Raw genomic sequence first — 14,682 nt, 5'->3', positions numbered from 1 at the left:
AAATGAAGATATGTACCCATGCCTGTGATAGCTGAATAAAGCTAAGTTATTGATGAATGGTAAATATATCATTTTGAGGGTACTTAATTAGATAGGAGATTTGATGAAAGCATCTTTCTGTGCGATAAATTGGCAGTTATTTATCGAATGGAAATGGCCGATTTTTCGGTCATCAAGGCTGCCCGGGGATGTTGATGCGCAAACTGATGATTTTATCTGCAGGTATTGTTTCCTGTTTTGCTCCTCTTGTTTCTGCAGAGCCTTATCATGTGCCAAGTCATTGCCCTCGTCCTGATGCCAATTTTTTCCTCCCCGAAGATGCGCTTACTGAAGAAAGTGAAGTTGATGTTAAAGCCGATACTGCCCAATTAGTCGATTTAGGAACTTCTGTATTCACGGGTAAGGTGGATGTTCGACGCGGAGGTCAGCAATTAAATGCCAATCGCGCTACCTACAACCAATCAACAGGAAAAGTTACAGCACAGGGCGATGTGCGTTTACGCGATAGCGAGATGTCGATTTTCGGAGATCAGGCTGAATGGGATCTGAATGAAGATCGTGGCACGTTGATTGATGCTAAATACCAAATGAAGCAGATGAATGCGCGTGGCGAAGCGACCCACGTGAATCGTCAAGGCACTCAATCAACGCATTTGAAAAATGCCATATACACAACGTGTATGGAAGACGACGATTTCTGGAAGTTAAAAGCTAATGAAGTCGACCTTGACCACGATGAAGGTGTCGGCAGGGCTTATGGCGTAGTACTGCGCATGATGGATGTTCCAGTGTTTTATACGCCGTATATTAGTTTTCCGATAAGTGATGAGCGTAAATCTGGTTTCCTGATTCCATCTATGGGCAATTCAAATGAAACCGGTTTTGATGTTAGTACACCTTACTACTGGAATATTGCACCAGATATGGATGCGACACTGACTCCACGATATATGTCTGATCGCGGGCTAATGTTAATTGGTGAGTACCGTTATTTGACCTCTCAGTCCGAAGGATTGATTGATGCAGGTTTTCTCGCCAATGACAATTTGCGTAGTAACAATGATGAAATTAATCCTCACTATAACGAAGCTCGGAAACATTTTTCGTTTCAACAAACTGGAAGATATGCCAACCGTTGGCATACAACCGTAGATTATAATTATGTTTCTGATCGTGCCTATCTGGAAGATTTCAGTGGTAATTTAAGTTTAAGTAGTACGACCCATTTAAATCGTTTATTAGATGTGAACTACTATGGCGATATATGGGTTTTTGGCGCCCGAGTACAAGGCTATCAAAGCCTTCTGCAAGAAGTAGAAGATCCATATCAACGTTTACCGCAGCTTACTTTAAGTGGGGTGCTACCTGATCAGGCTTATGGATTGAGCTACGAGTTTAATTCCGAATTTACGGCTTTTGATCATAATGAATTAGTGAAGGGACAACGGCTGAATTTAGAGCCTGGCGTCAGTTTACCAATGGGCACAGCAGGTTTTTTTGTCACGCCAAGAGTCGCCTTAAAACAAAGCTACTATTCACTGGATAACTTACGTGCGCAATCTCAATTTGATGAAAGCTCAATTAACCGGACCCTGCCGGTAGTGAGTCTGGATAGTGGTCTGATTTTTGAAAGGCCAATGAGTTTTGCTGGTAACAAAATGATCCAGACATTAGAACCAAGAGCTTTCTATCTTTATATTCCATATCGTAATCAGGATGACATTCCTTTATTTGATACCAATCTTCGAACTTTTGGTATGGGCAGTATGTTCAGTCATGACAGATTTACAGGCCCGGACAGAATTGGTGATGCCAATCAAGTGACAGTAGGGTTAACCAGTCGATTTATAAATGAAGAAACTGGACGTGAAAAGTTACGAATGACGTTGGGACAAATCCAGTACTTTTCTGATCGGAAAGTGAATTTGAGACCTGATGCCAGAGAAACAACCTCCGATTCAGATTATATTGCTGAAGCTGTCGCCAGTATCACACAAGAATGGGCGCTGGCCGGACAAATCCAATGGGATCCTGATACTACCCAATCGAGTATGTCGTCTTTGCAGTTACGCTACCGTAGCGATGACGGTGGTGTATTCAATATTGCCCATCGTTACCGACGCGATGATGGTGAGAATCGGTTTCCACTCGAGCAGATTGATGTATCTGGCAGTGTGCCAATCAATGACCAATGGAGCGTTATTGGACGTTATTATCGTTCATTAAGAGACAGTACGACACTCGAATCATTAGCCGGTGTTGAATATCATAGCTGTTGTTGGGCTACCCGCATCGTTTACAGGGATTACATTAAAGACACTGATTTTATTAATAGCGTCAATAGTGGTATTGATGGTGAAAATCGCACTAAAGCCATCTATTTTGAAATTGAGCTGAAAGGTTTAGGCCGCTTCGGTAAGAAATCAGAAAGTCTGTTGGAAAACAGTATTATGGGATATGAATAAAGTCACCATCAACACTCAACTTTCTAATGGCTAACTTTGTCAATGATTCTGATAAATGCTTGATTGGCTGTTAGGTCATATTGTTTTGAACCGCTATAATGTCGGCCATCAATTTACGGAGTTTGTATAGTTCATGATTAAATATTTGCTTGTCGGCTTATTGCTGGCTAACAGCGTATGGGCCGCACCGCTTGATCGTATCGTCGCTGTCGTCAATAACGAAGTGGTTTTAGACAGTGAACTGGTCGAAATGGAGCAGACAGTTCGTCAACAACTTCGTCAACGTAATGCCACTATTCCATCTTCAGAAATACTGCGTCGTCAGGTACTTGAGCGGATTATCATGCAACGACTGCAAATCCAGCGGGCTGAGATGTCCGGTATACGAGTCACCGATGATGCGTTGAATGCTGCGATTAGACAAATCGCTGAAAGTAATAATCTAACGTTACGCCAATTCCGTGATGCCTTAGAAAGCGATGGTTATGATTTTGCTGAATTTCGCGAAACTATCCGCGAAGAAATGGTCATTAATCGTTTACGCAAAGCTGAAGTTGAAGATTCAATTGTCGTTTCCGAACGTGAAGTAGATAACTTTTTAGCGACACAAAACTTGCAGGGTGATTCAGAGCAAGCTTTTCGACTGCTACATATCCTTGTCGCATTACCTGATGCGCCAGCACCCGAACAAGTTCAGGCAGCAGAGGAAAAACTAGCTGAAATTCAGGGTTTGCTGGATCAAGGTGGTGATTTTTCTGAAGTTGCAGCCGGTTATTCTGATGGTCAAAATGCGCTAGAAGGTGGGGATTTAGGCTGGCGCAAGCAAGCTGAGTTACCTACTTTATTCGCTAGTGCAGTTCCTGCTTTAGCCGTTGGCGAAGTCAGTGACGTTATTCGAAGTGGTAGTGGTTTTCATTTAGTTAAACTGGCTGAAAAACGTAGTGAAGAAACGCATTTGGTTAAACAGACTAAAGCACGTCATATTTTAATTAATACCAATGAATTAGTGACTGACGAAGTCGCTCAGAACAGACTCAACCAACTACGTGAGCGAATCACCAATGGAGAAGACTTTGCTGAGCTCGCAAGAGCGCATTCTGAAGATACCGGTTCTGCCATTGATGGTGGTAGCCTAGGCTGGACAAGCCCGGGTGTGATGGTGCCCGAGTTCGAAGAAGTCATGAACTCATTGGGTGAAGGTGAAATGAGTGAAGTATTCCAAAGCCGTTTTGGTTGGCATCTGGTCAGAGTGGAAGAGCGTCGTGAACAAAATATGGCGGATGAGTTCAATCGGAACAAAGCTCGTGAACAACTCAAGCAGCGTAAAATTGAAGAAGACCTTGAAAGCTGGTTAAGAGCTATGCGTGACGAAGCATATATTGAGTATCGTGGACTTTGAGTAATGTTCGCCGGATAGCGCTGACCGCTGGAGAGCCAGCCGGAATCGGACCAGATTTATGCATACAGTTAGCGCAAAGTGTTCAACCCAATGAAATTGTTGTAATTTCTGACCCCATCCTTCTGCAGCAGCGAGCCGATGAATTAGGTTTACCAATAGCATTAATGCAGTTTGATCCCAATGTGCCAGCTGAACCTGGGGTCGCGGGGAGAATTGTCTATTTACCCTGTGAATTAGCTGAAAAAGTTGTGGCCGGGCAACTCAACACCGCAAACGCGCCTTATGTTCTGAAAACTTTACAAACGGCACTAGATGGTTGTCTCACTAATACATTTGATGCTGTCGTAACTGCGCCAGTTCATAAAGGTGTGATTAACGACGCAAAGGTTGCTTTCAGCGGGCATACTGAGTTTTTTGCCGATGGCGCCGGTGTCGAAAAGGTTGTGATGATGCTTGCAACTCCAGAGCTTCGCGTGGCATTAGCCACTACGCATTTACCACTGCGCGATGTTGCGGATGCCATTACCCAGGAAAGTCTGCTAAAGATTATGCAAATCCTGTCTGACTCTCTGCAGCATGATTTTGGATTAAAGCTGCCTCGTATAGCCGTTTGTGGATTAAATCCACATGCAGGTGAGGGAGGGCATTTGGGAACTGAAGAACAGTCGACTATTGAGCCCGCAATAAAATCTATGCAACAGCAAGGATATGACTTTACCGGACCTTGGCCCGCCGATACGATTTTTGTAAAGTCTCGCCTTGCCGATTATGACGCTGTTCTGGCGATGTATCATGATCAAGGTTTACCTGTATTAAAACATCAAGGTTTTGGTGACGCTGTTAATATCACACTTGGACTGCCATTTATTCGCACCTCGGTAGATCACGGAACGGCATTGGATCTTGCCGGCACGGGCAAAGCCAATTCAACGAGTTTACAAGCCGCAATCAATATGGCAGCAACCATGTCTTCAAATAAAAGTATGCTATGAATGAGTCACGCCCCTATCCAAAAGCTCGCAAACGTGTGCCAAAACTTTTTACATGACGAAGCAGTAATCGCCGATATTATTGCTGCAATATCTCCACAAAAAGACCAACATATTGTCGAAATCGGCCCTGGTCGAGGAGCTCTGACTGGATGGTTATTGGAAGATGCAGGACGTCTGGATGTAATTGAATTGGATCGGGATTTGGTACCGATACTTGAAAGGCAATTCAGTTCAGCTACAAATCTATATATTCATCAAGCTGATGCCCTGGAATTTGATTTCAGTGTATTACCTCAACAAGACGAAAAACTGAGGGTGATTGGTAATCTTCCTTACAACATTACAACCCCTTTATTATTTCATTTGCTTGAGCAGGCCCCACTGATTGAAGACATGTGCTTTATGCTACAAAAAGAAGTTGTAGAGCGCATTTGTGCCGCACCTGGCAATAAAAGCTATGGTCGCCTAAGTGTAATGATTCAGTATCAATGTATAGTCGAACAATTGTTTATTGTTCCTCCCACTGCATTTGATCCACCCCCAAAGGTTGAGTCAGCGATAATTTATCTGCAGCCAAGAACACAGTTTGTCGGTGGTGCTGTCTGTATAAAAACCTTGAGTAATTTAGTGACGCAAGCCTTTAGCCAACGCCGAAAAACCATCGCTAACACTTTGAAAAATAGTGTTTCCCTGTCTGAGTTAGAGGTACAAGGCATCGATCCAAAACAGCGACCTGAAACCCTCTCAGTTGAGCAATATGTATCTTTGGCTCAATCGCTTAATGCTTCAAATAAGCCTTAAATATATAAGTAAATGCTTAAATACTTAATTGTTAACAGTTTAGAGGCTGTTCACAAAAAATGTTAATGGCGAATGACACTAATGTTTTCCTGTCTTGACACACTGTTTTTGCTGTAGTTAGATACACACAACCAATGAGACGCGCCGAGGTGTTGTGTGTCCTTTGGGACTTGAACACATAATATAAATGACACGAGGAATTAAGCTGTGAATAAATCTGAATTAATCGATGCAGTTGCTGCGGCCGCAGACATTTCAAAAGCAAAAGCGGCTTTGGCTGTTGATGGTGTAACATCTGCTGTCACAAAAGCTTTAAGCAAAGGCGATCAAGTTACTCTGGTAGGTTTCGGTACTTTCTCTGTTCGTGAGCGCGCTGCTCGTACCGGCCGTAACCCACGCACCGGCGAAGAAATTAAAATTGCAGCTGCTAAAATTCCTGCATTTAAAGCTGGTAAAGCTCTTAAGGATGCTGTAAACTAGTTTCTTTTTTCTGGGGTGCTTAGCTCAGCTGGGAGAGCATCGCCCTTACAAGGCGAGGGTCGGGGTTCGAACCCTCAGCACCCACCAGGAATATCAGGAGCGGTAGTTCAGCTGGTTAGAATGCTGGCCTGTCACGCCGGAGGTCGCGGGTTCGAGTCCCGTCCGCTCCGCCATTACAAAAGAAGGGCGCATTCTATGCGCCTTTTTTTTTGCTTAAATTAACCCACATTTCGTAAAGAAGGTTCACTGCTATGTTACATTTCATACGTGATCGCGCCCAAGGTTGGATTGCTTGGTTTATTGTTGCCTTGATAAGTATTCCTTTCGCTCTTTGGGGTGTTAACTCTTACGTTACCGGTCCAAGTGATACTGTTGTTGCGAAAGTTAATGGTGATGAGATAACTCGTTCTGAATTGTTACAAGCCGTACAACGTTATCGCGAACAAATGCGTGAAATGATGGGGGAAGAATTTAACCCTGAGCTTTTTGACAACGCTGAAATACGTTATGCAGTGATTGATGACCTTATCGAGCAACGACTGATTCGCTCGGCAACAGACACACTTGGTCAACGAGTCAGTGACCGCCAGATTGCCCAATTTATTCAACAGACTCCAGCATTCCAGCGCGATGGTAGATTTGATAGTGAGCAATACCAAATGGTATTGGCGCGTGCTGGATTTACGCCTGCTTACTACGAAGCGACCTTACGTAATGACCTCTTAGGACAACAACTTATTCAAAATGTTGAAGGCAGTACAATTGTGTCTCAGGTTGAGGTTGAAAGACTGCTGAAACTGGAAAACCAACAACGTGAAATCGCTTACGGTGTACTCAAACTTCAAGATTTCTTAGATCAAACCGAAGTTGAAGAGAGTGATGTGCGTGATTTCTATAACGCCAATCAATCAAGCTATACCACTCCAGAACAAGTTTCACTGGATTACCTCGAATTATCATTAGAAACCATTACATCGCAGATGGAAGTAAGTGATGAGCAGTTACAACAATATTTTATTGATAATAAAATCCAGTTTGTCGGACCAGAGCTTCGGACTGCAAGTCACATTTTAATTAACGATAATGACGAAGCTGAACAAATTCTCGCTGAAATACAAGCCAAGCTTGATGAAGGCGAAAGTTTTGCAGAATTAGCTAAGACCTATTCCATTGATGTCGGATCAGCTGCTTCAGGTGGTGATTTAGGCCCAATTCAACGCGACGTGATGGAACCAACATTTGAAGCCGCCGTATTTGCTTTGGAAAATGTTGGTGATATTTCTGAACCCGTTAAAACCGAGTTTGGCTATCACATCATTCAATTGACGGATATTGATCAATCCAGCAATGTTGAATTTGCTGATGTGAAAGACGAAGTTGCTCTGCAGTACAGCCGCCAACAAGCTGAACGTCAGTTCTACGATAAAGCAGAAGAGTTAGCTAATCTCACTTATGAAAATCCGGAAACTCTAGATGTTGCTGCCGAAACCCTGGCCTTGGAAATCAAAACCTCTGGCGCATTCACTCGCAGTGGCGGTAGTGGAATCGCAGAAAACAACGCTGTAGTTCAAGCGGCGTTTTCGGATGATGTGCTCAATCAGGATCTGAACAGCCAAGTTATCGAATTGTCTGATACACGACTTGTCGTGGTTCGTAAAAACAGTCATATCGCTGCAACCTTGTTGCCGTTTGATTCAGTTGCGCCAGCCATTTCTGAACAAATTCGCTACCAGCGGGCCAGTGATTTAGCCTACATTCAAGGTGAATCAAGATTACAGGAATTGAAAGCCGGAACACCTGCTGAAGAAGTGTTTCCTGATTCTTGGCAAGCTGCTGCATTTTACGGACGAGATAGTCAGGAAATAAGTGCACAAATTTTGAACCAGGCTTTCACTTTGCCAAATACAGGTTCAGCACAATACGCGGGCTTTACAGCTGACAATGGAAACTATGTAGTGGTTGCTGTCAGCGAAGTTAAACAAGGTGATACTGACAACATTGAACCTGAAGTACGCGATGGTTTAGTATCAAACTTGATTCGCCTCAACGGCAGAGCCGAAATGGCCGCATTTATTAATGCTTTGCGTAGTGAAGCGAAAATTACTATTTACGAATCTCGTGTAACTTCTACTGAAGATGAGTAATTAGTAGTATTGAGAGCAGTAAAAGAAAAAGGCGCTTAAAGCGCCTTTTTTATGACTAACGTATCGATTACTTTAGCACCCACGCTATCACCCCAGATATTGACGACAGTGCGGAATCTATCCAGAAACCAATCCACAGCTAATAACAGTGCAATACCGTCCAGCGGCAAGCCTACAGCACTTAATACAATCACCATGGTAACCAGTCCGGCTTCAGGTATGCCTGCTGCACCGATTGCGGCAAGGGTAGCGGTAATAAATACGATAACCTGCTGAGTCATTGTCAGATCAATGCCATAGGCCTGAGCAATGAATAACACGGCAGCTGCCTCATAGAGTGCGGTGCCATCCATGTTGACTGTGCTGCCGAGCGGTAAGACAAACTTGATGGCTTTATCACTGACCTTGTTTTCCCGGGCATTTTCCATTGTTAAAGGCAGGGTGGCAGTCGAGCTTGCTGTACCAAAACCGGTAAATAAGGCTCGGCTCATGCCCAGCAAATAACTAAAGCCCTTACCGGCAATCAGTTGAAGTAGTAACAACAAAAAACAAAAATGAATAAATAAGCCGGTTAATACCGTGACAACATGCCAGCCGACGGCCTGAATTTCTTTGAACAGTTCATCACCACCACCAGCCAGCCCTATGCGGGCTGCTATCAGCGCAAAAATGCCTAAAGGCGCAAAGTACATCACCCATATCACTAATTTCATCATGGCTTCATTGATGCCATCAAAAACTGCAAACACCGGCTTGGAGCGATCTCCAATAGTCGTGAGTGCCATTGCAAACAATATGGCAAATACGATGATCGGTAATAACTGCATTTCAGTTGCTGATGCAAACAAATTCGGTGAAATCAGTGACATGAAAATATCTGATACGCCGGTTCCCTGTTTTTCAAGAATGCGCTCAGGAACAGTGGCATTGCCTAGCTCAATTCCTGCACCCGGTTGGATGATATTAACGACTACCAAGCCGATAAAGACGGCGACAGCTGTTGTAAATCCATAATAAAGGATGGTGGACCCACCTAAACGCCCCAGCTTCCGAACATCTCCAAGTGCTCCAATGCCGCTGATAACTGAGGCTACAATAAGTGGAATAATGATCATTTTCAGTGCATTGAGAAATAAATCTCCCATCCAGCCGATTTGCAGCGATAACTCTCCAAAAAACCAGCCAAATAAAACACCACTAATGGCACTCAAGATGATTAGGATTAATAAAATGACGGCATGTGAGTGAGGCATGAACTGTCCTTAATTTACAAAGGCTAAAACAAAAACAGGCTTAAAGCCCTGTTTTAGATAACTGAATGAACATCGGTTTAGCTTACTTATCGCCAATACCAACGATATTGTAACCACCATCCACATAGGTGATTTCGCCAGTTACCCCGGACGCCAGGTCTGAGCATAAGAATGCGGCGACATTACCGACTTCTTCAATAGTGACGTTACGACGCAGTGGAGAATTACGCTCTCCATACGCTAACATCTTGCCAAAATCACCAATGCCTGCTGCGGCAAGGGTTTTTATTGGACCTGCTGAAACGGCATTGACACGAATACCATCTGGACCTAAAGAGTAAGCCATGTAACGAACAGTAGCTTCCAAGGCCGCTTTGGCCACGCCCATGACATTGTAGTTATCAATAGCACGTTCGGCGCCCAGGTAACTCAACGTTAATAATGAACCATTACGCCCAGCCATCATTTCTTTACCTGCTTTTGCTAAGGCAGCAAAACTATAGGCACTGATATCATGTGCTGAAGCAAAACCTTCACGGGTCACGCTGTCAACAAAACTGCCTTGTAACTGTTCGCGCGGGGCAAATGCTACTGAGTGAATAATACTGTCCAAGCCGTCCCATTGTTTGGCTAAGTCATCAAAAACGGCAGTAATCTGTTCGTCACTGCTGACGTCGCAAGGGAAAATTAATGCCGGATTGGAGCCACATTCTTCAGCGATCTTTTCAACGCGGGATTTGAGTTTGTCGTTTTGGTAGGTAAAAGCTAATTCAGCGCCTTCACGAGCCATAGCATGCGCAATACCGGCAGCGATAGAACGTGAGCTGGCCACGCCAACAATCAATACCCGTTTACCTTGTAGAAAACCCATGAAGTACTCCAGAAATTTTAAAACCGATAAACTTACCTGATTTTGACTGGGACGGGAAGAGGCGAGCCAGTTACATTCCCGATATACTCGTCATTTGATTGGCTTCGATTATGGATGGTTATGACCCGATTTAGTGTTTTAGTACAGGTCCTGCTATTTGCCTTACTGGCAGGGTGTGACCTTTCGGCTCTCAATTCACCATATCCTGCTGCTGAGAGTGAAAAGTCGGTAAGTTACAGCTCCTTTATGCTGCGTCCAAAACATCTCGATCCTGCTCGTTCTTATTCTGCCAATGAAAGTCTGATTACCGCGCAGATTTATGAGCCACCATTTCAATATCATTACCTTAAAAGACCTTACACATTAGAACCTCTAACGGCTGCAAATATGCCAGAGGTTGAATTGTTGGATATAAATGGTGAGCCATTACCGCCAACACAACAAACAACAGAAAATGTTGCTTTTTCACGTTATACCATCACCATCAGACCGGGCATTGCGTATCAGCCACATCCTGCATTTGTTCAAGATAAAACCGGGCAATTTCTATATCACGATTTAGATAACCAATCATCCCGCAACATACAAACCATTATGGATTTCCCCAAGCAAGCGACGCGGGAATTAAAAGCTGCGGATTACGTTTATCAAATTAAACGTTTGGCCCATCCTGAAGTTCATTCACCAATATTGGGTTTAATGAGTGAACATATTGTCGGCTTAGGTGATTTCGCTGCCACACTTGGCAAAATGCGTCAGCAAAATGAACCGATTGATTTGCGAAAATTGCAGATAGATGGCGTTCAGGTGATTGACGATTATCGTTACCAAATTACCGTCTATGGTCAGTATCCACAGTTAAAATACTGGTTGGCAATGCCATTTTTTGCTCCGATTCCTTGGGAAGCCGATGTGTTTTATCAACAAGCAGTGCTTGTAGCTAAAAATATCACTTTGGATTGGTATCCGGTGGGAACCGCGCTTATCAGATGATCGAAAACGATCCGAATCGGCGCATGGTGATGGTGAAGAATCCCAACTATCACGGAGAAACTTATCCCACAGAAGGAAATCCCGGTGATGCCGCAGCGGGATTATTGGATGACGCCGGTGTGCCAATGCCATTTATCGATAAGATTATTTATACCCTTGAAAAAGAAAGTACCTCCTATTGGGGGAAATTTATTCAGGGTTATTACGATGTCAGTGGTTTGACATCAGACAGTTTTGATCAGGCCATTCAGGTATCTTCAGGCGGTTCATTTGGTTTAAGTGAAGATATGATGAAAAAAGGTATCGACCTGCAGTCTGCCGTTGGTACGACGACCCATTACATAGGATTCAATATGTTGGATTCTGTTGTCGGCGGAAACGAAGAAAGGGCTCGCAAATTGCGTCAGGCCATTGCCATTGCGATTGATCAAGAAGAATTTGTGTCGATTTTTTTTAACGGCCGCGGTATTCCTGCCCAAGGGCCGATACCACCAGGAATTTTTGGCTATCGGGAAGGTAGGGCGGGACTGGACCCTTACGTGTATGAATGGCGTGATGATGCAGTAAGAACTAAACCTATCGAATACGCGAGAAACTTATTGGCCGAAGCGGGATACCTAAAAGGACGCGATGCCGAAACAGGACAGCCTTTAGTTCTGTATTTTGATGTGGCAGCAGTTGGCCCCGATGCTAAGGCCCAATTAGACTGGATGCGCAAGCAATTTCAAAAACTTAATATCCAGCTAGTTGTTCGCTCAACTGATTACAATCGTTTTCAAGATAAAATGCGCCGAGGTCAAACGCAGATCTTCAGAATAGGTTGGAGTGCCGATTATCCCGATCCGGAAAATTTTCTATTTTTGCTATATGGCCCAAATGCTAAAGCTATTCATAATGGCGAAAATAGTGCGAATTATCAGAATCCTGAATTTGATAGATTATTTGAACAAATGCGCGTTATGCCGGATGGGGATGAGCGCCAGCAAATTATCGATGAAATGGTAGAGATTGTCAGGCATGATGCCCCTTGGGTATGGGGATTTCATCCCAAACAATTAACCTTATTTCATGCATGGAATAAAAACATCAAACCAAATTTGATGGCAAACAATACATTAAAGTATCACCGTATTGATCCGCTATTACGAGACCAGTTAAGAGCAAAATGGAATCAACCAACCATTTGGCCATTTGTCTTGTTATTATTTTTGATTGTCCTGGCACTGTTGCCAGCAATCATTATTTACCGACGGAAAAAATATCAACAGGCTGTGAGTTCTTGATACTGTTGATTTTGGAAAGCATCCGGTACAATTAAAACGCAAAAAATGCTCTATGACTTCAGGCAAGACTTAATCAGGGAGAACAGCACGTGGATTTGGCTACTTTACTGGGTTTTTTAATCGCCTGGAGTCTGATTATCGCCACTATCGCACTTGGTGCAGCGGCGAGTACCTTTATCAATACCCCCTCATTTATGATCGTTGTCGGCGGCACTTTCGCTGTGGTGATGATGCGCTTTACGCTCAAACAGTTTATCGGTTCGATGAAAACGGCGACTAAAGCCTTTCTTCATAAATCAGAAGATCCTTCGGAAATTATCGCCAGTGTTGTGCAACTAGCCGGTATCGCCCGCAAAGAGGGTTTATTGGCGCTTGAACGACAAGAAGTTAAAAATCCGGCACTTGCTTTAGGTATCCGTATGCTGGTTGATGGCCATGAGCCTGCTGTTGTAAGAAAAGCGCTGAATACCGAAATGAATGAAACCGTTAATCGTCACAGCATCGGACAACAGATTTTCCAGCAAATTGGTGATGCTGCACCGGCAATGGGCATGATTGGTACGTTAGTGGGATTGGTGCAAATGCTATCAAATATGTCTGATCCAAAGTCAATTGGGCCAGCTATGGCGATTGCATTATTGACGACACTTTACGGTGCCATGATTGCCAATATGTTTGCCCTACCGGTAGCCGATAAACTTGCCCTTCGTAGCAACGAAGAGTTGATGAATAAGAGCATTATAATTGAGAGCGTTATGGGGATTCAGGAAGGGCAGAACCCGAAAGTATTGGAAGAGTTACTGAAAAATTATCTCCCGGCTTCCAAGCGGGATGCTGAAGCTCCGGCTCCAGCCGAAGCTTAATCTGCTGAAGTCGACTTAAAGATGAGTGAGTCTGAAACGCAGAGTTTCAAAAAGCAACAAAAGAAAGGTTTACCCGCCTATATGGCGACATTTGCTGATTTAATGTCGCTACTAATGTGTTTTTTCGTGTTATTGCTGTCTTTTGCAGAGATTGACGCCATCAAATATAAAATGGTGGTCATGTCCTTGGAAAAAGCATTTGGTGTACAACGTGAAGTCATTGATGAAGCGATACCTAAAGGCACCAGCATTATCGCGCAGGAGTTCAGCCCCGGTGAACCTAAGCCCACACCATTAAACATTGTTCGCCAAGAAACCACCGACGATACGCGAGATGTCTTGAAAATAACCATGGATGCGGAAGCGGTTGCAGAAGCGCAGGCAAAGCAAGTGGCAGAAGAAGTAGAAGAATTTAAACAGGCTTTGGAGTCGGAAATCGAAAGGGGCTTGATCGTTGTTGAAAATCAGCTCAACCGTATCGTCATTCGAATTCGCGAACGCGGTTCTTTTCCATCGGGTGATGCCACATTGAATCAGGACTTTATTCCAATCCTGAAAAAAATCAACGAAGTGTTAAGTCAGACCGATGGTTTAATTGCCGTGGCTGGTCATACCGATAATATTCCAATTAGTACGGCCCGTTATCGTTCTAATTGGGAGTTATCCACCTCAAGGGCTACTTCAGTGGTTCATGAGCTACTGAATTACAATACGATACCGCCAGAGCGATTTGTATTGGAAGGTTATGCGGATACTAAACCTCTAGCCCCGAATGATTCCGCTGCTAATCGAGCGACCAACCGTCGTGTGGAAATTGTTGTACTAAAAGGTTCAATAGACGCTGACTTTACGCAGTCTATAGACGAGTTGATTCAACAACATGACGCGATTGAAAGTGAAATTCAACAAGTCCGTTAAACTCCACTAGATTGCCAGCAAAGCAATATATCACTGCAAACAATGGTATTATTTGCAGGTTTTTGATATTGCCCATATCGCTTGCAAGATCAGCATAAAAAGAGAATTACAGCAGGTTAAACAACCTTGATTTAATAAGAAATGACCCCTAAAACAACAAAATAGTCATTACACAAGGCCCTGCGATAAAAAATTAAGAGGTGAACATGCAAAAAATTTC

The 14,682-nt window shown here is 43.6% G+C and carries 12 protein-coding genes and 2 tRNA genes; 12 read left to right on the top strand and 2 right to left on the bottom strand.

The window, feature by feature from the left end:
• Nucleotides 1-194 precede the first annotated feature (194 nt).
• The 8 genes from E8Q33_RS06150 to E8Q33_RS06115 all read left to right on the top strand — a co-directional run bounded on the left by E8Q33_RS06150 (nt 195) and on the right by E8Q33_RS06115 (nt 8,281).
• On the top strand, nt 195-2,465 hold the full coding sequence (locus E8Q33_RS06150) for an LPS-assembly protein LptD (RefSeq protein ID WP_136553593.1): 2,271 nt from the start codon (nt 195-197) through the stop codon (nt 2,463-2,465).
• A 133-nt stretch (nt 2,466-2,598) separates the two neighbouring features.
• Entirely contained in the window at nt 2,599-3,864 is a 1,266-nt protein-coding gene (locus tag E8Q33_RS06145; protein ID WP_136553591.1) for a peptidylprolyl isomerase, read from the top strand.
• Nucleotides 3,861-4,856, top strand: a complete 996-nt coding sequence (gene pdxA / locus E8Q33_RS06140) for a 4-hydroxythreonine-4-phosphate dehydrogenase PdxA (protein ID WP_136553589.1) — start codon at nt 3,861-3,863, stop codon at nt 4,854-4,856. Before E8Q33_RS06145 ends, pdxA begins: the two co-directional genes overlap by 4 nt.
• Entirely contained in the window at nt 4,857-5,657 is an 801-nt protein-coding gene (gene rsmA / locus E8Q33_RS06135) for a 16S rRNA (adenine(1518)-N(6)/adenine(1519)-N(6))-dimethyltransferase RsmA (RefSeq protein WP_136553587.1), read from the top strand. It begins immediately after the preceding gene.
• A gap of 207 nt (nt 5,658-5,864) precedes the next feature.
• Nucleotides 5,865-6,137 carry an HU family DNA-binding protein gene (locus tag E8Q33_RS06130; protein WP_014707392.1) on the top strand — a complete coding sequence of 91 codons (273 nt, stop codon included), beginning with the start codon at nt 5,865-5,867 and terminating at the stop codon, nt 6,135-6,137.
• A 13-nt stretch (nt 6,138-6,150) separates the two neighbouring features.
• A tRNA-Val gene (locus E8Q33_RS06125) sits at nt 6,151-6,224 on the top strand.
• A 9-nt stretch (nt 6,225-6,233) separates the two neighbouring features.
• Nucleotides 6,234-6,310: transfer RNA gene (locus tag E8Q33_RS06120), tRNA-Asp, on the top strand.
• 78 nt (nt 6,311-6,388) lie between these two features.
• Nucleotides 6,389-8,281, top strand: coding sequence for a SurA N-terminal domain-containing protein (locus E8Q33_RS06115; protein ID WP_136553585.1), 1,893 nt, complete (start codon nt 6,389-6,391; stop codon nt 8,279-8,281).
• A gap of 35 nt (nt 8,282-8,316) precedes the next feature.
• On the opposite strand, the gene E8Q33_RS06110 is transcribed toward E8Q33_RS06115, so the two are convergent.
• Together E8Q33_RS06110 and E8Q33_RS06105 are read right to left on the bottom strand one after the other, a co-directional pair.
• Nucleotides 8,317-9,534 (bottom strand): dicarboxylate/amino acid:cation symporter, encoded by a 1,218-nt coding sequence (locus E8Q33_RS06110; protein WP_069295100.1) that lies wholly within the window; start codon nt 9,532-9,534, stop codon nt 8,317-8,319.
• An 82-nt stretch (nt 9,535-9,616) separates the two neighbouring features.
• Complete coding sequence (locus E8Q33_RS06105; protein ID WP_136553583.1) at nt 9,617-10,405, bottom strand: enoyl-ACP reductase; 789 nt, start codon at nt 10,403-10,405, stop codon at nt 9,617-9,619.
• A gap of 120 nt (nt 10,406-10,525) precedes the next feature.
• On the opposite strand from E8Q33_RS06105, the gene E8Q33_RS16695 reads away from it, so the two are divergent.
• From E8Q33_RS16695 to E8Q33_RS06090, 4 genes are all read left to right on the top strand, one after another.
• Nucleotides 10,526-11,398 carry a hypothetical protein gene (locus tag E8Q33_RS16695; RefSeq protein ID WP_371413273.1) on the top strand — a complete coding sequence of 291 codons (873 nt, stop codon included), beginning with the start codon at nt 10,526-10,528 and terminating at the stop codon, nt 11,396-11,398.
• Nucleotides 11,395-12,681 (top strand): ABC transporter substrate-binding protein, encoded by a 1,287-nt coding sequence (locus tag E8Q33_RS16690; RefSeq protein WP_371413272.1) that lies wholly within the window; start codon nt 11,395-11,397, stop codon nt 12,679-12,681. Before E8Q33_RS16695 ends, E8Q33_RS16690 begins: the two co-directional genes overlap by 4 nt.
• Before the next feature lie 89 nt (nt 12,682-12,770).
• Complete coding sequence (pomA, locus tag E8Q33_RS06095; RefSeq protein ID WP_069295103.1) at nt 12,771-13,544, top strand: flagellar motor protein PomA; 774 nt, start codon at nt 12,771-12,773, stop codon at nt 13,542-13,544.
• A 21-nt stretch (nt 13,545-13,565) separates the two neighbouring features.
• The gene (locus tag E8Q33_RS06090; RefSeq protein ID WP_069295104.1) at nt 13,566-14,462 is read left to right on the top strand and encodes a MotB family protein; all 897 of its coding nucleotides are present in this window, start codon (nt 13,566-13,568) and stop codon (nt 14,460-14,462) included.
• Nucleotides 14,463-14,682: the final 220 nt, after the last annotated feature.

This window comes from Methylophaga sp. SB9B (assembly GCF_004832235.1).
GTDB classification, from domain to species: domain Bacteria; phylum Pseudomonadota; class Gammaproteobacteria; order Nitrosococcales; family Methylophagaceae; genus Methylophaga; species Methylophaga muralis.
The sequence above is the reverse complement of the archived record's forward strand: the minus strand, read 5'-3'. Positions and strand labels throughout refer to the sequence as shown.